This is a genomic window from Hasllibacter halocynthiae (assembly GCF_003003095.1).
Lineage (GTDB): Bacteria > Pseudomonadota > Alphaproteobacteria > Rhodobacterales > Rhodobacteraceae > Hasllibacter > Hasllibacter halocynthiae.
Map to the genome: position 1 here is coordinate 1,293,740 of NZ_PVTT01000001.1, position 20,971 is coordinate 1,314,710.

Consider the following 20,971-nt stretch of genomic DNA (forward strand, 5'->3'; position numbering starts at 1 on the left):
CGCGCGCCGTAGTTTCGGGCGCGGACCGCGTGGGACAGGCGCGGCGCGGACCGAGGGCAGTTCGATGATCCATCCCATCCGGGGCGCGATGCTCGCCCTCGCCCTGCCGGGGCTGGCGTTCGCGCAGGCCGACGGCGAGGTGTTCACCAAGCAGTACGACGACGGAGGCGTCTACGAAGGCACCTTCCGCGGCGGGCTGCAGCACGGCACCGGCACCTACCGGCTGCCGAACGGCTACGAGTACACGGGCGAGTGGTTTGAGGGCCAGATCCAGGGCGAGGGCCGCGCGACCTTCGCCTCGGGCAGCGTCTACGAAGGCGACTTCGTGGCCGGCAAGCCCGAAGGGATGGGCCGGATCACCTTTCCCGACGGCTCGACCTACGAGGGGCAGTGGCGCGACGGGCAGATCGCGGGCGAGGGGCGCGCCGTCTATGCCGGCGGCATCGTCCACGAGGGCACGTTCCGCGACGGCCGGCTGAACGGCCGGGGCCGGATGGAGAGCCCGTCGGGCTACGCCTACGTCGGCGAGTGGGTGGACGGGCAGCGCCAGGGACGAGGCACGATCACGGACCCCGACGGCGCGGTCTACGAGGGCGGCGTCGCCAGGGGCGTGCGGGAGGGTAGCGGCACGCTGACCTTCCCCGACGGCACGATCTACGAGGGCGAGTGGGCCGACAACCAGCTCGACGGCGAAGGCGTGCTGACCACGCCGAACGGCGACGTCTACACCGGCCGGTTCCAGCGCGGCGTCCGGCAAGGCCCGGGCCGGATCGAGTACGCGTCCGGCGACCTCTACGAAGGGGGGTTCGCGAACGACCTGCGCGAGGGGCAAGGCACCTTCGTCGCCGCGGACGGCTACCGCTACGAGGGATCCTGGGTCGCCGGCCATATCGAGGGCGAAGGCACGGTCACCTACGCCTCGGGCGACGTGTACACCGGCTCCCTGCGGGACGGCGTGCCCGAGGGCGCCGGACGGATGGAGTACGCCGATGGGCGCATCTACGAGGGCGAGTGGACCGCGGGCGTCATCGAGGGCGAGGGCCGTTTCGTCTACGCCAACGGACAGGTCTACGAAGGCGAGATGTCGGGCGGCGCGCCGGACGGGAACGGCACCATGACCTATCCCGATGGCTACGTGTACACCGGCGAATGGTCGGACGGCCGGCGGGAGGGCCAGGGCCGGGCCGAGTTCGCCGAAGGCTGGGTCTACGAAGGCGAGTTCGCGGACAACCAGCGACACGGGACCGGCCGCCTCGAGACGCCGGAGGGTTTCGTCTACGAAGGCGAGTGGCTGGAAGGCGAGATCCACGGCACGGGCGTCGCCACCTACGCGACGGGCGACGTCTACGAAGGCGAGTTCCGCGCCGGCAAGCGCCAGGGCGACGGGGTGATCCGCTACGCGACGGGCGAGGTCCGCGCGGGCAGCTGGCGCAACGGTGCGCTTGTCGAGGTGACGCCGGCGGCGGGCGAGGACGGCTGAAGCCGCGTTCAGCGGCAGCAGGCCCGCAACGCGGGCGAGCCGGCGCAGCAATCGTCGACGATATGAGATATGACCGCGCCCAGCGCATCCATCCGCGCGGCGTAGATCATGCTGCGCCCGTCGCGACGGCAGGTGACGAGGCCCGCGCGCTCCAGCGCCTTCAGGTGGAAGCTCGCCCGCGAGGGGGTCGCGCCGACGGCCTCTGCGCTCGTCCCTGCGGCGGCGCCCTCCGGCCCGGCCCGAACGAGATGGCGCAGCATCGCTAGGCGCGTCGGATCCGCCAGAGCGCCCAGAACAGCCGCGGCTTGACCATCCGTCATATTTCAACTTTCCTTGTATTGTTGATTCGATCCTACGGAGGAACAACCGTGCCCGAAACCCTCCTCGACCTCGTTCAGGCCCTTCGAGGCGGGCCGGAGGTGCACCTGGTCGTCTCCGCCCCATCAGGCGTTCTCGGCCCCGGCTGGCACGTGACCGAGCTTCGCCGCCACCGGACCGCCACGCTCGGCTGCGACGGGATCCAAGGCGCCCGTCAAACCGCCGAGATCGAGCTGATGGCCGGCGGCGGGCGTCCCCTCACGCCGGCGCGCCTCCTTGCGATACTCGAGCGGGGCGCCGAAGCGATGCCTTCCCTCGGCGATCTGCCCCTGCGCGTCGCCGCCGCGCCCGATGGCGCGCTGCAATCCTACCGGGTCGCGGGAATTGAGGGCGCGACGCTCCGCCTCGAGCCGCTCGGGCCGGCCTGCCCGGGCCGCGTTCGCACCGGCTGCTGCGCGGCCTGAACCCGTGCTAGACCCGCTCGCCCCTGTCGAGACGGGCGAGCCACTCGTCCGCCTCGCGGATCACGGTCTCGCGCCGGGCGTCGTCCATCCGGTCCCAGGTGCGGTACATGTTGCCCATCCGCGGGTTGTTCCCGAACCGCTCGCGGTGGCGGTCGAGGAAATGCCAGTAGAGCAGGTTGAACGGGCAGGCCCCCTCGCCCGTCTTCGCCTTCACGCTGTACTCGCAGGACGCGCAGTAATCCGACATCCGGTCGATATAGGCCCCCGAGGACACGTAGGGCTTGGACGCCATGAGCCCGCCGTCGGCGTGCTGGCTCATCCCGATGACGTTGGCGGACATCACCCATTCGTAGGCATCGGCATAGGCCCCCATGAACCAGTCCTGCAGCCCTTGGGGCGAAACCCCCGCGAGGAGGGCGAAGTTGCCCAGGACCATCAACCGCTGGATGTGGTGGGCATAGGCCGTCTGCATCGTCTGGCCGACGCATTCCGACATGCAGCGCATCGCCGTGTCTGCGGACCAGTAGAAGGCCGGAACGTCCCGCTCGTGCCCGAGGGCGTTGCGCAGCGCGTAGCCCGGTCCCTGCATGTAGTAGATGCCGCGCACGTATTCGCGCCAACCGATGATCTGCCGGATGAACCCTTCGGCCGCGTTGATGGGCACCTCGCCGGCCTTCCAGGCCTCCTCGGCCGCACGGCAGACCTCCAGGGGGCCGAGAAGGCCGGCGTTGAGGTAGAGGCCGACGATGGCGTGGTTCAGGAAATGCTCGCCCCGCATCATCGCGTCCTGATAGTCGCCGAACTCCGGCAGGGACTTCGCCACGAAGTGCGAGAGCGCCCGGCGCGCTTCGCCGCGCGAGGTGGCGAACCAGAAGTCGCCATGCGCGTAATGGTTCGAGGGAAACCTCTCGTGCACGAGGTGCAGGACGTCATCCGTCGTCCCGTCGGGGGCGAAGTGCATCGGCCGGGCGCCCCGGAACGTCTTGGGCGGCCTCCTCCGGTTGTCGTGGTCGAAGTTCCACTTGCCGCCCGCAGGCTCGCCATCCTCCATGAGAAGGCCCGTCTTGCGGCGCATGTCACGGTAGAACCACTCCATCCGCAGCTCCTTGCGGCCCTCGGCCCAACGCTCGAACTCGGCGTGGGTGGCGACGAAGCGGTCGTCCTCGAACTGATGGACGGGGATCGGACAATCCTCCAGCGCCTCGATCAACCGGAACTCGCCAGGCTCGGTCGCCAGCACCTCCCGGGCGCCCGTCTCGGCAGCCCGCCGCAGCAGCTCGGCCGGGATGGTTCCGGCGTTCTCCGGATCGTCGAGGGTGGTGTAGCGCACATCCCAGCCATCCCGGCGCAGCTCTTCCGCGAAGTGGCGCATGGCGGAGAAGAGGAAGGCGATCTTCTTGGGATGGTGGTCGACATAGGTGGCCTCCGCCCCGACCTCGGCCATGACGACGACGTCGGTCTCGCGGTTCCCTTCGCGCAGGGCGCGCACGTCCGGGGTCAGCTGGTCGCCCAGCACCAGGATCAGGCGCTTCACCATGGGATCCCCTCTCCGGCGTAGTCGTAGAAGCCCCCGGACATGGACGGCGCGGCGTCCTCGATCACGCCTAGAATATTCGCCGCCGCCTTCTCCGCCGGGACGGTGCGGTGCCGGCCAGCGTACTTCGCGGTGAACGGCGTCTCAACCGTGCCGGGGTGCAGCGCGAGGCAGACGGCCCGCTCGTGGGTCCGCCGCATCTCGATCGCCGCCCCATGGAGGAGCTGGTTCAGCGCCGCCTTCGATGCGCGGTAGGAATGCCAGCCGCCGATCCCGTTGTCCCCGATGCTGCCCACCCGCGCCGAGAGCGCGGCGAATACCGACCGCCGGTCCTTCGGCAGAAGGCGCAGGGCATGCTTGAGGCACAGCATCGGCCCCACGGCATTCACGTCGAAGGCCGCGCGCAGCGCCTCGCCGGTGACGGCCGCGATCGCCTTCTCAGGCTCGCCCAAGGGCGCAAGGGCGCCCGTGGCCACGAAGACCAAGTCGTATCCCGGCTCCAGCGATCCCAGCGCCCGTTCGACGGACGCCTCGGCCGTCACGTCCAGCCCGTCCGCCGTGCGTGAGAGCCGCGTCACCGCGGCCCCCCGCCCCTCCAGCGTCCCAGCCATCGCCGCGCCGATCCCGCCCGACGCGCCGATCACTAGCGCCCTCTCGATCCCCCTGCCCATGGGGGGCGCATCTAGTGCCCGCCCCGCGCGTGGGAACATCCCGGGGCGGCGCCGGCTGCCGGAGCGCGCTCTTGCCTCCCGGGCCTCCTGCGGGCTACGCTCCCGGCATGACCGCTTCGGACCTCCTTCTTAGCCTCGGCTGAGCGTGCCCTCACCGGCGCGACACGCTCCGTCGGGACCAGCGCCGGGAAGGGCAGACAGGACCCACGGCCATGACATCCGATCCGAACCGCGTCATCATCTTCGACACCACCCTGCGTGACGGCGAGCAGTCGCCCGGCGCCACCATGACCCATGACGAGAAGCTCCAGATCGCGGAGATGCTCGACGAGATGGGAGTCGACGTCATCGAGGCCGGCTTCCCCATCGCCAGCCAAGGCGACTTCGAGGCCGTCTCCGAGATCGCCGGCCGCGCCAAAGACGCCCGCATCTGCGGCCTCGCCCGGGCGCAGGTCGGCGACATCGACCGCTGCTGGGAGGCGGTGAGGCACGCCGCGCGCCCCCGCATCCACACCTTCATCGGCACCTCGCGCCTGCACCGCGCGATCCCGAACCTCTCCATGGACGAGATGGCCGAGCGGATCCACGAATGCGTGACCCATGCCCGGAACCTCTGCGACGACGTGCAGTGGTCGTCGATGGACGCGACCCGGACCGAGTTCGACTTCCTCTGTAGGACCGTGGAGATCGCCATCAAGGCGGGCGCGGCCACGATCAACATCCCCGACACGGTTGGCTACACCGCGCCCCGAGAGAGCGCGGACCTCATCCGCCGCCTGATCGAGACCGTGCCCGGCGCGGACGAGGTCACCTTCGCCACCCACTGCCACGACGACCTCGGGATGGCGACGGCGAACTCTCTGGCGGCCGTCGAGGCGGGCGCGCGGCAGATCGAGTGCACGATCAACGGCCTGGGCGAGCGGGCGGGCAACACCGCACTCGAGGAGGTCGTGATGGCCATGAAGGTCCGCCACGACATCATGCCCTTCGAGACCGGGATCGACGCGACGAAGATCATGGGCGTCTCGCGCGTGGTCAGCGCAGTCTCGGGCTTCGTCGTCCAGCCCAACAAGGCCGTCACCGGCAAGAACGCCTTCGCCCACGAGAGCGGCATCCACCAGGACGGGATGCTGAAGAACCGCGACACGTTCGAGATCATGCGCCCCGAGGACGTCGGCCTGTCCGAGACCAGCATCGTGCTGGGCAAGCACTCGGGCCGGGCCGCCCTGCGCTCGAAGCTCGAGGCGCTGGGATACGAGCTGGGCGACAACCAGCTCCGCGACGTGTTCGTGCGGTTCAAGGACCTCGCCGACCGCAAGAAGGAGGTGATGGACGACGACCTCGTGGCCCTGATGCAGTCGGGCGAGCGGGCCGCCGAGGACCGGGTGACGGTCGATTCGCTTCGCGTCGTCTGCGGCACCGGCGGGCAGGCCGAGGCGGAGCTGCGCCTTTCGGTCGAGGGCGAGGCCAGGGAGGCGGCGGCCAGGGGCGACGGCCCCGTGGACGCGGCGTTCAACGCCGTGAAAGCGCTGATCGCGCACAAGGCGCGGCTGCAGCTCTATCAGGTGTCCGCCGTGACGGAGGGCACGGACGCCCAAGCCACCGTCACGGTCCGGCTGGAGGAGGACGGCCGCATCGTCACGGGCGCCTCGGCCGACACGGACACGGTGGTCGCCAGCACGAAGGCCTACGTGAACGCGCTGAACCGCCTGATGCTGCGCCGCGAGAGGGCCGGCACAGACGCGCGCGAGGTGTCCTACAAGGACAGCGCCTGATCCGTGCGGCGGGGACGGCGAAGCGTTGCCGCCGCCGCCGCGCGCAGGCCTTTCACTTTCGCCGCACCTCCCTTAGTTGCCGCCGGAACGCCCGCCCGGCCCGCCGGCGCGGCCGATATGCCGCGCATGAAGGGGACCTGCGCCGATGTCATTCCTTTCCGGCCTCTTTTCCAACGACATGGCCATCGACCTGGGGACCGCGAACACGCTGGTCTACGTCAAGGGCCGCGGGGTCGTCCTGAACGAGCCCTCCGTCGTCGCCTATCAGCAGAAGGAAGGGACGAAGAAGGTTCTCGCCGTCGGCGAGGACGCGAAGATGATGCTGGGCCGCACCCCCGGCTCGATCACCGCGATACGCCCGATGCGCGAGGGGGTCATCGCCGACTTCGCCAGCGCGGAGGAGATGATCAAGTACTTCATCCGCAAGGTCCACAAGCGCACGACCTTCTCGAAGCCTAAGATCATCGTCTGCGTCCCCCACGGCGCCACGCCCGTCGAGAAGCGGGCGATCCGCAACAGCGTTCTCCAGGCAGGGGCCCGCAAGGCCGGCCTCATCGCCGAGCCCATCGCGGCCGCCATCGGGGCGGGGATGCCGATCACCGACCCGACGGGCTCCATGGTCGTGGACATCGGCGGCGGCACCACGGAGGTCGCGGTCCTCTCCCTGGGCGACATCGTCTACGCCCGCTCGGTCCGGGTCGGGGGCGACCGCATGGACGAGGCGATCGTCAGCTACCTGCGCCGCCAGCAGAACCTCCTGATCGGCGAGGCGACGGCCGAACGGATCAAGACCTCGATCGGCACGGCGCGGATGCCCGACGACGGGCGCGGCGCCTCCATGCCGATCCGGGGGCGCGACCTCCTGAACGGCGTCCCGAAGGAGACCGAGATAAACCAGGCCCAGGTCGCCGAGGCCCTCTCCGAGCCCGTGCAGCAGATCTGCGAGGCGGTCATGACCGCGCTCGAGGCGACGCCGCCGGACCTGGCCGCCGACATCGTGGACCGGGGCGTGATGCTGACGGGCGGCGGCGCGCTCCTCGGCGAGCTGGACCTCGCGCTGCGCGAGCAGACGGGCCTCGGCGTGTCGATCGCGGACGAGAGCCTGAACTGCGTCGCCCTCGGCACCGGCAAGGCGCTGGAGTACGAGCACAAGCTGCGTCACGTGATCGACTACGAAAGCTGACGAGGGGGGCCGATGGCCCGCAAGCCCGAGAAGCAGAGCTATGCCCGCCCCATCGGCCGCATCTTCGCGGTCGGCGCGATCGGGCTGTGCCTGCTGATCTTCGTAATCTGGCGCATAGACTCGCCCCGGGTCGAGCGGCTGCGCGCGCAGATCGTCGACCGGGTGGTGCCGAACATGGACTGGGCCATGGCGCCCATGACGGCGGCGGCGAGGATGGTCGGCGACTTCCAGTCCTACGCCCGCATCTATGAGCAGAACCGCGAGCTTCGGCGCGAGCTGCAGCAGATGCAGGCATGGCGCGAGGCCGCTCTGCAGCTCGAGCAGCAGAACGCCCGGCTTCTCGACCTGAACAACGTCCGGCTCGACCCGCGCTTCACCTGGATCACGGGGCGCGTGCTAGCCGACAGCGGAAGCCCCTTCCGGCAGTCGGTGCTCCTGAACGTCGGCGCGCGCGACGGGATCGGCGACGGATGGGCCGCGATGGACGGCTTGGGCCTCGTGGGGCGCATCTCGGGCACCGGGCAACGCACGGCGCGGGCCATCCTGCTGACCGACGCGACCAGCCGCGTGCCGGTCACGATCCAGCCGTCGGGCCAGAACGCCATCATTCAGGGGGACAACACCTCCGCCCCCGTCATTGGCTTTCTGGAGGACGACGCCGTCGTCCGCCCGGGCGATCGGATCGTGACCTCCGGCGACGGAGACGTGTTCCCGTCGGGCGTCCTCGTCGGGCAGGTGGCGGTAGGGCGCGACGGGTTGCGGCGGGCGCGCCTGTCCGCGGACATGGACCGGCTCGAGTTCCTGCGGGTCCTCCGAGCGCGGCCCGCGGAGGGCATCGAAGGCGCCGGCCGCCTCGTGCTCCCCGCCGGCCTGCCCCAGACGCGCGATGAGGTCGACGCCGAGATAGCCGGCGAGGCGCCGGAGGATGACGTCGATGGGTGATCTCGCGGCGTGGACCGGCCGGATTGCCTTCGCCTGCGTCGCCGTCCTGATCCTGACGCTCGCGGCGCTGCCCCTCGGGACGAATCCGTCCGCGGTGCCGTCCGAGGCCTCGCCGATCACGCTCGTGCGCGCGGTGGCGGGCCGGCTTCCGGGCCCCGACCTCCTCCTTCTCGTCGCGCTGGCATGGGTCGTCCGGCGCCCCGCGCAGGCGCCGGCGCCCCTCGCCGCGATCGCCTTCCTCCTGCGGGACCTGTTGAACGGGGGCCCTCCGGGCCTCGGGGCGGCACTCGACCTCCTTGCGACCGAGCGGATGCGCGGCAAGCGCTTCGACGCTGGGGTCCCGGGGTTCCTGTCCGAATGGGGGCGGGTCGCGCTGCTTCTCGTCCTCCTCGCGCTGGCCGAGCAGGTGATCCTCTCCCTCCTTCTCGTGCAGGCGCCGCCATTGGGGCCCGCGCTCGCTCGCGCACTCGGCGGCGCGGTGCTATATCCGGTGGTGGTGGCCGTGCTGCGGGTCCTGCTGGGCCTGCGCAGTCCTCGGCCGGAGGAGGCACGGACATGAAGCGCAGCGCCCGCGACGACGAGATCTCGCGCATCCGCATCGGTCGGCGCGGCCTGATCCTGGGCGGCGTGCAGCTGGCCGTGGCCGGGGTGCTGGCCGCGCGCATGCGCCAGCTTCAGGTCGAGCAGGCCGACGAGTTCCGGCTTCTCGCGGAGGAGAACCGCGTCAACATGCGCCTGATCGCGCCCGCGCGCGGCCGCATCATCGGCCGCAACGGGCGGCTGATCGCCGACAACGGCCAGAACTATCGCGTCACCATCGTCCGCGAGGAAGCCGGTGACGTCGAGGCGGTCTTCGACGCCCTGCAGCGGATCGTGTCCATCGACCCGCTCGACCTGGAGGCCGCCCGCCGCGAGATCGAGCGTCGCTCGCGCTTCGTGCCCGTCACCGTTGCCGAACGCCTCACCTGGGAGGAGCTCTCCCGCGTCGCCGTGAACGCCCCCGCCCTGCCGGGCATCACCCCGGAGGTCGGCCTGAGCCGCGAGTACCCCCTGGAATCCGACTTCGCCCACATCGCCGGCTACGTGGGCCCAGTCTCGGACTACGATCTGACGGAAGGCTACCTCGCCGAGGACGAGGACCCGCTTCTCCAGATCCCCCGCTTCCAGGTCGGCAAGACCGGTGTCGAGGCCAAACGCGAGCACGCGCTGAGGGGGCGCGCCGGGGCAAAACGCATCGAGGTGAACGCGAGCGGGCGCGTCATCCGCGAGCTGGGCCGCGACGTCCCGGTGCCCGGGGCGGACGTGCAGCTGACGGTGGACGAGGACCTGCAGCACTTCGCCACCGTCCGCATGCGCGACGAGAGCGCCGCCGCCGTGGTGCTGGACGTCCGCACGGGCGACGTCCTCGCCTGCGCCTCGGCGCCCTCGTTCGACCCCAACCTCTTCACGCGCGGCATTTCGGTCGCCAACTACAACGCGCTGACCGGGAACGAGTACCGCCCCCTCGCGACGAAGACCGTGCAGGGCCAGTATCCGCCCGGCTCGACGTTCAAGATGCTCGTGGCGCTGGCCGCGCAGCAGGATGGCCTCGCCAGCCCCGGCGAGACCGTCTACTGCCGCGGTTTCACCGAGCTGGGCAATCGTCGCTTCCACTGCTGGAAACGCGGCGGGCACGGCTACATGGACCTGCAGGAATCCATCGAGCAGTCCTGCGACGTCTACTATTACGAGATGGCCCAGCGCGTCGGGATCGACCGGATCGCGGAGGTCGCGCGCCTCTTCGGGATGGGCGAGCATTTCGACCTGCCCCTCTCGGCGGTCCGAGATGGGATCATGCCGGACAAGGCGTGGAAGCGTGCCCGGCACGGCCAATCCTGGCGGGTGGGCGACACGTACAACGCCTCGATCGGACAGGGCTACGTGCTGTCGACGCCCATGCAGCTCGCTGTGATGGCGGCCCGCCTCGCGTCCGGCCGCATGGTCGCCCCCCGCCTCGTGCGCGCCGTCGGCGACGAGCAGCTGCCCGTGCCGGAGTCGGCACCCATCCCCTTGGGCTCCGAGCACCTCCAGCGCCAGCGCGAGGCCATGTACGCGGTATGCTACGGCGCGCGCGGCACGGCACGGCGAAGCCGGATCGTCGGCGACTACAGGATGGCGGGCAAGACCGGCACCAGCCAGGTGCGGAACATCACCGCCGAGGAGCGGGCGCGCGGCGTCACGCGCAACGACCAGCTTCCCTGGAACCGCCGGGACCATGCCCTGTTCGTCGGCTACGCGCCCTATGACGATCCGCGCTACGCGATCTCGGTGATCGTCGAGCACGGGGGCGGCGGGTCGACCGCGGCCGCGCCCGTCGCGCGCGACATCATGCTCAACGCGCTCTACGGAGGCATCCCGCCGATCGAGGCCTATCCGTCCGACCAGCACGGCCGCATCCAGGCCATGTACGACGAGCTGCCGCTTCGCGGCACGGCCGCCGCCGCGGCACTGGCGGCCGGGATCGAGGTGTCCGAGGCGTGAGCTATCTCGAGGCCAACTATCGTGCGGTCCCCTCGGGATGGCGCAAGATCCTCTATCTGAACTGGCCGCTCGTCGTCCTGCTGACGGCCGTGGCCTCGGTCGGCTTCCTCGTCCTCTACTCGGTCGCGGACGGGTCCTGGGCCCCCTGGGCCGAGCAGCAGTCCGAGCGGTTCGTGATCGGCCTCGTCGCGATGGTCCTGATCGCCATGGTCCCGACATGGTTCTGGCGGAACATGTCGCTGCTGGCCTATCTCCTCGGGATCGCGCTCCTTCTCGGGGTGGAGTTCTTTGGTGTGGTCCGAGGCGGCGCGCAGCGCTGGCTGAACCTGGGCGGCCTAGTGATACAGCCTTCCGAGCTGATGAAGATCGCCCTCGTCATGATGCTGGCGGCCTATTACGACTGGCTGGACGTGAAGAAGGTCTCGCGGCCGCACTGGGTGCTGATCCCCGTCGTCCTGATCCTCGTGCCGGCCTTCCTCGTCCTCGAGCAGCCCGACCTCGGCACCGCGATGCTCCTCGTGGCGGGGGGCGGCCTTGTGATGTTCGTCGCCGGTGTCTCGTGGTGGTACTTCATCGCCGTCGGCGCGGGCGCCGGAGGGTTGGTCTACGCGGTGCTGGAGAGCCGCGGCAAGGACTGGCAGCTCCTGCAGGACTACCAGTATCAGCGGATCGACACCTTCCTGGACCCGTCGACCGATCCGCTCGGGGCGGGCTACAACATCACCCAGGCGCAGATCGCCCTGGGCTCGGGCGGCTGGTCAGGCAAGGGGTTCATGCAGGGCACGCAGACCCGCCTCGACTTCCTGCCCGAGGCGCACACGGACTTCATCATCACCACCCTGGCCGAGCAGTTCGGCTTCATAGGGGCGCTGACGCTACTCGTCCTCTACATGGGGATCGTGTTCTTCTGCGTGCTGACGGCGCTGCGCTCGCGCGACCGGTTCGCGGCGCTGCTGGTGATCGGCATCGCGGCGAGCTTCTTTCTCTACTTCGCGATCAACATCGCGATGGTGACGGGCCTGGCGCCCGTGGTCGGGGTGCCGCTCCCGATGGTCTCCTACGGGGGCACGGTCATGGTGATCCTGATGGCGGCGTTCGGCCTCGTGCAGTCCGCGCACGTCCACCGGCCGAGGGGCGTGCGATGACCTTCCACCTCGCGCTCAACGTGGACGACCTGGGTGCGGCGCGCGCCTTCTACGGGTGCGTCCTCGGCTGCGCCGAGGGGCGGTCCGCGGCCAGCTGGGTCGACTTCGACTTCTTCGGCCACCAGATCAGCCTGCATCTCGGCCCGGTGGCCGAGACGCGCGAGACCGGCCGCGTGGGCGAGCACATGGTCCCCATGCCCCATTTCGGCGCCATCCTCGACGCGGCGACCTTCGCCGCGGCCGAGGCGCGCCTGCACGAGGCGGATACGCCCTTCGTGATCGAGCCGGTGACCCGCTTCCCCGGCGAGCCGGGCGAGCAGCGGATCATGTTCCTGCGAGACCCGGCCGGCAACGCGCTGGAGTTCAAGTGCTTTCCCGACGGGGCGGGGGTCTTCGCCGCGTGACCACGGTGCTTCTGCACGGCCCCCCGAAGGTCTGGGAGACGTTCGGCCGCCCCATCGAGGAGGCGATCGCCCGCGCCGTCCCCGACGCCACCGTCAGCCGCGACGCCCCTCCGGAGGCTGCGGACTGGGTCGTGCTGGGGGACGTCTCCGAGGTCACCGACTTCGCCGTGTTCCGCAGCGCCCGCGCGATCCTCTGCCTCTGGGCCGGCGTGGAGGAGGTGCTGGCCCAGGACCCGCCGCAGCCCGTCGCGCGCATGGTCGATCCAGGGCTGACGCAGGGCATGGTGGAATGGGTCGTGGGTCATGTCATGCGGCACCACCTGGACCTCGACCGGTGGATCGGGGCGGACCGTCCGGGATGGAACCACCCGCCACCGCCCCTCGCCTTCCGGCGCCGGGTCGGGGTGCTGGGGCTCGGCGCGCTGGGCGGGGCGGCGGCGACGGCCCTCGCCGGGCTCGGCTTCGACGTGGCCGGCTGGGCGCGCGGCGCCAAGAGCATCCCGGGCGTGCGCGCGCTGACCGGCGAGGCGGGGCTGCGGGCCGTCCTCGGGCGGTCGGAGATCCTGGTCCTCCTGGTGCCGCACACCTCGGAGACCGAGGGCCTGATGGGCGCCGCCAACCTCGCCCGGATGCCCGAGGGGTCGGTCCTCCTGAACCCCGGCCGGGGCGCGCTGGTGGACGAGGACGCGCTCCTGCAGGCGCTGGCGCGGGGACGCCCCGGCCATGCAACGCTGGATACGTTCCGCACCGAGCCGTTGCCGGAGGGGCATCCGTTCTGGTCCCATCCGAAGGTCACCGTCACGCCCCACATCGCCAGCGCGACCCGGCCGGACACCGCCGCCGAAGTGATCGCCGAGAACGTCCGAAGGGGCGAGGCGGGCGAGCCGCTCCTCCACCTCGTGGACCGCGCCAGGGGTTACTAGCGCAGCTTGGGCGGGCCGTTCGATCCGGGCGCCGCCGGCGGCGCGGCGCGGGGCGGCTCGGGAAGGTCGACACGCAGCGCCACGGTCGCGAGGCGTGCCGCCAGAGGATCGGACGGGCGCAGGAAGGCCACGTCCACCTCGCCCGCGTCGAGACCGGAGAAGACCAGCGCCTCGCCCACCGCGCGGGCCAGCCCTTCCTCCGCCCCCGGCGCGACGTCGACGAAGGCGAGGAGATGCCCGCGCCGCCCGCCCTTCCACGTCACCCCGGCGAGGTAGGCCAGGCGAGCCAGCCCCGCCATTGCGGGCGCCTTGCCGTCCAGACCGTTCAGCAGGTCCTCCGGCACCCCGGCGGGCGGGTACACCTCCTCGGGTACCCCTTCGGCCTCCGCCGGAACCTGGCCGAGCGTCCCGTGCAGCCAGTCCACCGCCTCCGCGGGCAGGAGGATCGCGGAAGGCGCGCCGAGGTTCACCCCGAGGCCGATCCCCCTGCCCTGCAGGAGGTCCACCGCCACGCGGCCCGAGAGCGCGGCGAAGGGCGCCGCGCCCCCCGTGAAATCCGCCAGCCGCCGCTCGCGGTCGAAGACGAGGGCGAACATCCCCTCCTCAAGGTCGAAGAGCCGCGGCTCGATCCGGTCGGCCTCGATCTCCCGTTCGAGGAGGAGGAACAGCTCGCCGTCGGCGAGGCGCTCGTAGAAGCGCAGGCGGGGTGCATCCTCACCGTCGAGGGCTTCGGCCATGGCGAGGTAGGCATCGTCGAGAACGGTCATATCACCTCCCTGACGCGCCGGCGCAGGACGGGCAACAGGTCCGTCTCGAACCAGGGGTTCCGCTTCAGCCATGCGGTGTTGCGCCAGGACGGATGAGGCAGCGGGAACACCGCCGGCGCGTGGTCGCGCCAAGCCGCGACCGTCGCGGTCACCCCGGCCTTCGCTGGCGCGCCGAGATGCCAGCGCTGCGCATAGCCGCCGATGAGCAGGGTCAGGCGAACCGTCGACAGGCGGTCCAGGATGACCGTGCGCCAGGTCTTCCAGCACACGGGCGGGGGCGGCAGGTCGCCGCCCTTCGCGTCGTAGCCCGGAAAGCAGAACCCCATGGGGACGATGGCCACGCGCGAGCGGTCGTAGAACTCCTCGTCGGTCACGCCCATCCACTGCCGCAGGCGCTGGCCGGACCGGTCCCAGAACGGCGTCATCGCCTCGTGCACCCGCATGCCGGGCGCCTGCGAGGCGACGAGCACGGACGCACCCTCGTCGAACCAGACCACCGGGCGCGGACTGTGCGACGTGGCCGTCGCGGCGAACCGGTCGGCGCAGATGCGGCAGGCAGCGAGGCGTTCCTTCACGGATCGGAGGTCTTCCATCGGCCGCAGCTAGGGTTCGGGCCAGCAGGGCGCAAGCGGGCGGGGCGGGGCGCCACGGTCCCTCCGCCGCCCGCGAGGAAGGAGGCCGGCGAGGCAGGGGCATCGCCTCCCGCCCCGCGCCGTGTTGCCCGTGCCGCGCCGCTCGCCTAGAGGCGGTTCCGGGTCAGGAGAGGGCAGCGGATGTATCGCGTCTGGAACTTCGTCACGAACTATTCGCTCCTTCTCATCGCGGGCGCGCTGATCGCCCTCGTCTGGGCGAACGTGGACGCGGACGGCTATCACCATTTCGTCGAATGGGTCGTCTGGGACCACGCGCCGATCGGTCACCCGCACTACGACGCGGCCGGCGCGGTCGAGTACCGGACCCTGACGCTGCACTATCTCGTCAACGACGTGCTCATGGCCTTCTTCTTCGCCATCGCCGCCAAGGAAGTCTGGGAGGCGGTGATCCTGAAGAACGGCTCGCTGCGGGGGAAGAAGGCGGCGACGCCCCTCTTCGCGACCTTCGGCGGGATGGCCGGGCCCATCGCGATCTACCTCGGGCTGGCCTACTTCCTCTTCGGATCCGAGACCTACGACGCCGTGCAGCGCGGCTGGGCCATACCGACGGCGACCGACATCGCCTTCTCCTACCTCGTTGGGCGGATCGTCTTCGGGGCCGGCCATCCCGCGGTCCGGTTCCTGCTGCTCCTCGCTATCGCGGACGACGCGGCGGGCCTCATCATCCTCGCGGTGTTCTATCCGCAGGGCGACCTCGCGCCCGAATGGCTGCTGCTGTCGGTCGGCGCGGCGTCGGGGGTGTTCCTCCTCTTCAACTGGCTGCCGCGCCGCCTCGACCGCGGGGACGAGGTGCGACGCCGATCGACATGGGTGCGCAACCGGCTGTCCTTCTGGCCCTATCTCTTCGCAGGCGCGCTATCCTGGTACGGCTTCGCGGAAGCGGGCCTGCACCCCGCGCTCGGCCTTCTGCCCATCGTCCCGACGATCCCGCACGCGGACCGGGCCTTCGGGGTGTTCTCGCAGGCGGAGGTCTACCTGACGGATCTGCTGAACCACTCGGAGCATCTCCTGAAGCATCCGGTCGAGGTGGTCCTCTTCTTCTTCGGCCTGCTCAACGCGGGTGTGGAGTTCGGCGCCATCGGCGATCCCACCTGGCTCGTGCTCGCGGGGCTGCTGATCGGCAAGCCGCTGGGGGTGCTCCTCTTCGGGTGGATCGGGGCGAACGTGCTGAGGCTGGGCCTGCCCGCCGGGATGCGGATAGTCGACCTCTTCGTAATCGGCTGCGTGGCGGCGATCGGCTTCACCGTGTCGCTCTTCATCGCGGCCGTCGCCTTCGAGCCCGGCGCGGTGCAGGACGCGGCCAAGATGGGCGCGCTCCTCTCCTTCGCTGCGGCGGTGCTCTCGCTCGTCGCGGGGCGGGTCACGGGCGTCGTGAAGCAGCCGGCTTAACCTGGCGTTCACCTCGGCCTGTCATGATGGGCGCGGGGGCACGGAATCATTGCGCCGCGGCGTCCGCCATTGCGGGCGCCGCGCGGGACGGCCACATTGGGGCCCGTTCTCCCCGATACAAGGAGGCAGGCCCGCGCTGCGGGCCCGGAGCGGAGCGCGATGCTGGAATTCGTCAACGTCAGCAAGTCCTTCTGGACCGGCACGCAGCGCAAGGTGATCCTCGATCGGGCCTCATTCCGCGTGGAGCTGGGGAGGTCCTTCGGCATCCTCGCCCCCAACGGAACGGGCAAGACGACCCTCATCAACATGATGGCCGGCCTCGAGAAGCCTGACGAGGGACAGGTCCTGCGCCGGAGCCGCGTCAGCTTTCCGATGGGCTTCACCGGCGCCCTGGTGCCGCGCCACACCGCGCGCGAGAACTGCCGCCATGTCGCCCGCCTCTACGGGCTCGAGCCCGACTACGTGGAGGCCTACTGCCGCTGGGTCTGCAACCTGAAGGAATACTTCGACCAGCCCATCGGGGTCTATTCCTCCGGGATGCGGGCGCGCCTGTCCTTCGCGCTCATGCTGGCGCTGGACTTCGACATCTACCTGATCGACGAGGGCATGCCCGCCAACGCGGACGCCGAGTTCAACCGCAAGGCCGGCAGCATCCTGGCGGAGCGACTGCAGACCACGACCCTCGTCATGGTCTCCCACTCGCCCGAGCTGCTGGAGAAGTACTGCCATCATGCCGCGGTGCTGCGCGACGGGCGGCTGCATCTCTTCGATTCGCTGGAGGAGGCGCGTCAGCTCTATGAATACGACGCCTAGGGCGCAGAAGTTCCGCATCCGCCGCACGGGCGGGCCCGGCGCACCCAGGCCGGCCGGCACGCCCGGGGGCGCGCGGCAGGCCTTCGATCCGGGCCTCGCGCATGCCGCGAGGAAGGCGGATAGCATGGCGGGCGAGGTCGCGTCCCCTACGGAGGTCGCCGGCGAGACGGAGATCGAGGCCATCCGCCGCGAGGGGCTGACGGGCCGGCAGCTGGCCCTGGCGCGGCGTGTCGCGGCCAGGCACCGCATCGCCGTCTCTTCCGACTTGGACGCGGTGCGCCAGCTGCGCGCGCGCGGGATCGATCCGTTCGCGCCGGGCGGGGCGCTCGCGCTGGCGAAGGCGCCGAAGGCCGACGCGGACGAAGGGCCCCTGCCCGGCCTGCCGACCGCCGTCCCGCAGGGCGAGCCGCAGGTCCCGGCCACGAGGAAGTCCGACAATGCGCCCGTCCCGGCGATGTTCTCGCCCGAGGAGCGCGACGCGCAGATCGCGCGCATGCAGCGCGACATCGCCCGCCGGCGGCGGCGCGCGCTGGCGCTGCTCGCCACCCGCCTGACCTTCTTCCTGCTCGTGCCGACGTTGATCGTGGGCTGGTACTTCTACCGGATCGCGACGCCGATGTACGCGACCCACACGCAGATGCAGATAAAGCAGGCCGAGGCCGGCACCGGCACCGGCGGCGGGGGGCTGGGGGGGCTGTTCTCGGGCACGTCGTTCGGATCGAGCGAGGATTCGATCGCCGTGCAGGGCTACCTCACCTCGCGCGATGCGATGATCCGTCTGGACGCCGAGCAGGGGTTCACGGACCACTTCCAGCAGCCGGGCATCGACCCCCTGAACCGCCTTCCCCCCGATGCCGGCCTGGAGGAGGCGTACGCCCTCTACGACCGTATGGTCCGCATCGGGTACGACCCGACGGAGGGCGTCATCCGGATGGAGGTGATCGCCGCCGATCCACAGGTCTCGCAACGCTGGAGCGAGGCGTTGATCTCCTACGCGGAGGAACGGGTCGACAACCTGACCCTGCGCCTGCGCGAAGGGCAGCTGGAAGGCGCGGAGGACTCGTTCCGGGAGGCGGAGGAGGCCATGAACGGCGCCCGCGCCAACGTCCTGCGCCTGCAGGAGCTGAACGGCATCGCCGACGGCGAGGCGGTCGTCCAGGCCCGCCTCGCCCAGGTGGCCGAGCTGGAGGGCCAGCTCGTCCTCAAGCGCCTCCAGCTCGAGGCGCTGCTCGACAACGCGCGGCCCAACCAGGCCCGCGTCGACGGGCTTCGCGCCGACATCGGCCGGCTCGAGGAGGCGGTCGCCGCGCTCAACGCCGAGGTGCTGGAGAGCGGCGACGACGAGCGCAGCCTCGCGCGCGTGGCCTCGGAGCTGGCGGTCGCCGAAGCCGAGCTGATGACGCGCCAGCTGATGCTGACCCAGGCCATGGAGCAGCTGACCACCGCCCGGATCGAGGCCGGACGCCAGACGCGCTACCTCTCCCTCGGGGTGGAGCCGGTGCCGCCCGACGTGCCGACCTATCCGCGCGCGTTCGAGAACACGATCCTCGCCTTCCTCATCTTTGCCGGCGTGTACCTCCTGATCTCCTTGACCGGGGCCATCCTGCGCGAGCAGGTGGGGGCATGACGCAAGCATCCCAAAGAACCGTCGAGGTCGGCGCCGGCCAGGGCATGGTCGGGTTCGGCAACGACGCCCCGCTCACGGTCATCGCCGGGCCCTGCCAACTGGAATCCCGGACCCATGCCGAGGCCATCGCAGGCGCCATGAAGGAGGCCTGCGAGGCCGCCGGCGCGGGCTACGTGTTCAAGGCCAGCTACGACAAGGCGAACCGGACCTCGCTTGGCGGCAGACGCGGCCTCGGGATGGACGAGGGGCTTTCGATCCTCTCCCACGTCCGCGAGACGTTCGGGGTCCCCGTCCTCACGGACGTGCACGGTCCCGACCAGTGCGCCCCCGTGGCCGAGGCGGTCGACATCCTGCAGATCCCCGCGTTCCTCTGCCGCCAGACCGATCTTCTGCTGGCCGCCGGCGCGACGGGGGCGGCGGTGAACGTGAAGAAGGGGCAGTTCCTGGCCCCCTGGGACATGGCGAACGTCGCAGAGAAGATCGCCTCCACCGGGAACGAGCGCATCCTGCTGACCGAGCGGGGCGTCTCGTTCGGCTACAACGCCCTCGTGGCCGACATGCGCGCGCTGCCGACGATGGCGCGCACGGGGTACCCGGTCGTGATGGACGCGACGCACGCCGTCGCGCAGCCCGGCGGCCTCGGCGCGTCCTCCGGCGGGCAGCGCGAATTCGCACCCGTCCTCGCGCGGGCGGCCGTGTCGCTCGGGATCGCCGGGGTGTTCATCGAGACCCACGAGGACCCCGACAACGCCCCGTCCGACGGCCCGAACATGGTCCGCCTGGCCGACATGCCAGCCCTCGTCGCGTCGCTGATGGCGTTCGACCGGCTGGCCAAGTCCGACCCGCTCAGGCCGTGACCCTCGTCCCGACGGGCTTTCGCGAATGCGACGGCCGCTGGCGCACCCCGGAGGAGATCGACGCCGAGGGGATGGAGAGGGTCGGCATGGCCTTCGCGGCCATGGCGCGGCGGCGGCACGGCGACCGGCCCGGGATCGTCACGGGGCACGACTTCCGGCGCGAGGCGGCGGACATGCACCGGGCGCTGCTCCGTGGCCTGGTCGCGGGCGGGGTCGAAGTCCTCGACTGCGGGCTCGCCCTGTCGCCGATGGTGTACCACCACTGGCTCGCCCAGGGGACCGGCGCGGGGGCGGCCGGATGCGCGATGGTCACGGCCTCGCACAACCCGGACGGATGGACCGGCGTGAAGCTGGGTCTCGGCGAGGCGCCTTCGACCTTCGGGCCCGAGGACATGTCCGAGCTTCGCGGGCTCGCCCTCGGCGGGGCGCCTGCGGCGCGACCTGGCCTGGTCCGGCAGGTGCCGGACGCCGCGCGAAGCTGGTTGCAAGGGTGGCCCCTCTCCGGCCTCGCGCGGCCGCTCCGCGCCGTCGTCGCCTGCGGCAACGGCACCGCGGCGGCCTTCGTCCCCGATCATCTCGAGACGCTTGGGGTGGAGGTCGTGCCGCTCGGCTGCGAGCTGGACTGGACCTTCCCGCTGCATCATCCCGACCCGGACGCGACACCGATGCAGCGGGCCATGGCCGACGCCATCCGCAAGAGCGGCGCCGAAATCGCCGTGGGCTTCGACGGCGACGGCGACCGGCTCGGCGCGGTCGACGGGCGGGGGCGCGTCATCCCGGGCGACCGGCTCGGGCTGATCCTGGCCCGGGGGATCGCGGCGCAGAGGCCGGGGAGCCGCTTCCTCGTCGATATCAAGTCCACCGGTCTCTGGGCGCGGGACCCGGTCCTCGCGGAGCACGGCGCGCGGGTCGAGTTCGGCCCGACCGGTCACAGCCATATGAAGCGCCGGCTGCGCGAGATGCGCGGCGGCGCCGCGACGGCGGGGGCGGTCGCCGGTTTCGAGCGGTCGGGCCACATGTTCCTCGGGCACCCTTGCGGGCAGGGCTTCGACGACGCCCCGGCCGCCGCCGCCCGCCTGCTGGAGCAGGTCGCGCGCGACGGGCCGCTCGCCGACCTCGCCGACGCCCTGCCCCGCACCTGGGCCACGCCCCCGCACGCCCCCGCCTGCCCCGACGCCGCCAAGCCCGCCGTCGCCGCACGTCTTCGCGCGGCCCTTCGGACGCGGAGCGCGCTGGGCGGCACGCCCGTCGCCGGCGCCGTCGAGGCGGGCGGCACGCGGCTGAACCTCCAGGACGGCTCCTGGGGGCTGATCCGCGCCTCGCAGAACACCCCGAACCTCGTCGTCATGGCCGAGAGCACGGAAGGCCCGGCCCACCGCGATGCCATCCTCGCCGATCTCGCCGCCCTCCTCGGTGCCGAGCCCGAGGTTGGCGCGCTCGGCCGATCCCGCCGGCCCCGGCGATAGGCGCAGGCCCGCGCGGCGCGCCCTGGCCCCGGACGGTGGC

Annotated in this window: 20 protein-coding genes; 15 read left to right on the forward strand and 5 right to left on the reverse strand. The window is 71.2% G+C overall.

Translation table 11 applies throughout. From position 1 onward, the window contains the following. The first annotated feature begins 64 nt into the window (after positions 1–64). Positions 65–1,480, forward strand: coding sequence for an MORN repeat-containing protein (locus BCF33_RS06470; protein WP_245883734.1), 1,416 nt, complete (start codon positions 65–67; stop codon positions 1,478–1,480). Positions 1,481–1,488: 8 nt separating this feature from the next. On the opposite strand, the gene BCF33_RS06475 is transcribed toward BCF33_RS06470, so the two are convergent. Then, positions 1,489–1,800 carry an ArsR/SmtB family transcription factor gene (locus BCF33_RS06475; RefSeq protein ID WP_106160043.1) on the reverse strand — a complete coding sequence of 104 codons (312 nt, stop codon included), beginning with the start codon at positions 1,798–1,800 and terminating at the stop codon, positions 1,489–1,491. A gap of 48 nt (positions 1,801–1,848) precedes the next feature. On the opposite strand from BCF33_RS06475, the gene BCF33_RS06480 reads away from it, so the two are divergent. Beyond that, positions 1,849–2,262, forward strand: coding sequence for a hypothetical protein (locus BCF33_RS06480; protein WP_106160044.1), 414 nt, complete (start codon positions 1,849–1,851; stop codon positions 2,260–2,262). Positions 2,263–2,269: 7 nt separating this feature from the next. Here BCF33_RS06480 and BCF33_RS06485 read toward each other — a convergent pair whose 3' ends face one another. Continuing rightward, positions 2,270–3,799 carry a cryptochrome/photolyase family protein gene (locus BCF33_RS06485; RefSeq protein ID WP_106160045.1) on the reverse strand — a complete coding sequence of 510 codons (1,530 nt, stop codon included), beginning with the start codon at positions 3,797–3,799 and terminating at the stop codon, positions 2,270–2,272. Continuing rightward, a complete protein-coding gene (locus BCF33_RS06490; protein WP_245883736.1) occupies positions 3,793–4,467 on the reverse strand; it encodes an SDR family NAD(P)-dependent oxidoreductase in 675 nt (224 codons plus the stop codon). Before BCF33_RS06490 ends, BCF33_RS06485 begins: the two co-directional genes overlap by 7 nt. 212 nt (positions 4,468–4,679) lie before the next feature. On the opposite strand from BCF33_RS06490, the gene BCF33_RS06495 reads away from it, so the two are divergent. The 8 genes from BCF33_RS06495 (at position 4,680) to BCF33_RS06530 (ending at position 13,359) form a co-directional block, all read left to right on the forward strand. Beyond that, the gene (locus BCF33_RS06495; protein ID WP_106160046.1) at positions 4,680–6,242 is read left to right on the forward strand and encodes a 2-isopropylmalate synthase; all 1,563 of its coding nucleotides are present in this window, start codon (positions 4,680–4,682) and stop codon (positions 6,240–6,242) included. Positions 6,243–6,387: 145 nt separating this feature from the next. Continuing rightward, positions 6,388–7,425: a rod shape-determining protein gene (locus BCF33_RS06500; RefSeq protein WP_106160047.1), complete on the forward strand. Its 1,038-nt coding sequence runs from the start codon at positions 6,388–6,390 to the stop codon at positions 7,423–7,425. A gap of 12 nt (positions 7,426–7,437) precedes the next feature. Beyond that, positions 7,438–8,367, forward strand: a complete 930-nt coding sequence (gene mreC, locus BCF33_RS06505; RefSeq protein ID WP_106160048.1) for a rod shape-determining protein MreC — start codon at positions 7,438–7,440, stop codon at positions 8,365–8,367. Continuing rightward, the gene (locus BCF33_RS06510) at positions 8,360–8,926 is read left to right on the forward strand and encodes a hypothetical protein (protein ID WP_106160049.1); all 567 of its coding nucleotides are present in this window, start codon (positions 8,360–8,362) and stop codon (positions 8,924–8,926) included. The genes mreC and BCF33_RS06510 overlap by 8 nt, the downstream gene beginning before the upstream one ends. Continuing rightward, the gene (gene mrdA / locus BCF33_RS06515) at positions 8,923–10,887 is read left to right on the forward strand and encodes a penicillin-binding protein 2 (RefSeq protein WP_106160050.1); all 1,965 of its coding nucleotides are present in this window, start codon (positions 8,923–8,925) and stop codon (positions 10,885–10,887) included. Before BCF33_RS06510 ends, mrdA begins: the two co-directional genes overlap by 4 nt. Then, on the forward strand, positions 10,884–12,032 hold the full coding sequence (gene rodA, locus BCF33_RS06520; protein ID WP_106160051.1) for a rod shape-determining protein RodA: 1,149 nt from the start codon (positions 10,884–10,886) through the stop codon (positions 12,030–12,032). Before mrdA ends, rodA begins: the two co-directional genes overlap by 4 nt. Beyond that, positions 12,029–12,436 (forward strand): VOC family protein, encoded by a 408-nt coding sequence (locus tag BCF33_RS06525; protein WP_106160052.1) that lies wholly within the window; start codon positions 12,029–12,031, stop codon positions 12,434–12,436. The genes rodA and BCF33_RS06525 overlap by 4 nt, the downstream gene beginning before the upstream one ends. Beyond that, positions 12,433–13,359, forward strand: a complete 927-nt coding sequence (locus BCF33_RS06530) for an NAD(P)-dependent oxidoreductase (protein ID WP_342747428.1) — start codon at positions 12,433–12,435, stop codon at positions 13,357–13,359. Before BCF33_RS06525 ends, BCF33_RS06530 begins: the two co-directional genes overlap by 4 nt. On the opposite strand, the gene BCF33_RS06535 is transcribed toward BCF33_RS06530, so the two are convergent. Next, a complete protein-coding gene (locus BCF33_RS06535) occupies positions 13,356–14,126 on the reverse strand; it encodes an SseB family protein (RefSeq protein WP_106160053.1) in 771 nt (256 codons plus the stop codon). The two genes, BCF33_RS06530 and BCF33_RS06535, sit on opposite strands and share 4 nt — an antisense overlap. After that, entirely contained in the window at positions 14,123–14,719 is a 597-nt protein-coding gene (locus tag BCF33_RS06540; protein WP_106160054.1) for a uracil-DNA glycosylase family protein, read from the reverse strand. The genes BCF33_RS06535 and BCF33_RS06540 overlap by 4 nt, the downstream gene beginning before the upstream one ends. A 180-nt stretch (positions 14,720–14,899) precedes the next feature. Between BCF33_RS06540 and BCF33_RS06545 the strand changes: the two genes are divergently transcribed. The 5 genes from BCF33_RS06545 (at position 14,900) to BCF33_RS06565 (ending at position 20,931) form a co-directional block, all read left to right on the forward strand. Next, the gene (locus BCF33_RS06545) at positions 14,900–16,168 is read left to right on the forward strand and encodes a Na+/H+ antiporter NhaA (protein WP_106160055.1); all 1,269 of its coding nucleotides are present in this window, start codon (positions 14,900–14,902) and stop codon (positions 16,166–16,168) included. A gap of 159 nt (positions 16,169–16,327) precedes the next feature. After that, positions 16,328–16,981: an ABC transporter ATP-binding protein gene (locus BCF33_RS06550; protein ID WP_106160056.1), complete on the forward strand. Its 654-nt coding sequence runs from the start codon at positions 16,328–16,330 to the stop codon at positions 16,979–16,981. Beyond that, positions 16,965–18,608 (forward strand): KpsE/RkpR family capsule polysaccharide export protein, encoded by a 1,644-nt coding sequence (locus BCF33_RS06555; protein ID WP_106160057.1) that lies wholly within the window; start codon positions 16,965–16,967, stop codon positions 18,606–18,608. The genes BCF33_RS06550 and BCF33_RS06555 overlap by 17 nt, the downstream gene beginning before the upstream one ends. Then, entirely contained in the window at positions 18,605–19,465 is an 861-nt protein-coding gene (gene kdsA / locus BCF33_RS06560) for a 3-deoxy-8-phosphooctulonate synthase (RefSeq protein WP_106160058.1), read from the forward strand. Before BCF33_RS06555 ends, kdsA begins: the two co-directional genes overlap by 4 nt. Then, complete coding sequence (locus BCF33_RS06565; RefSeq protein WP_106160059.1) at positions 19,462–20,931, forward strand: phosphohexomutase domain-containing protein; 1,470 nt, start codon at positions 19,462–19,464, stop codon at positions 20,929–20,931. Before kdsA ends, BCF33_RS06565 begins: the two co-directional genes overlap by 4 nt. Positions 20,932–20,971 lie beyond the last annotated feature (40 nt).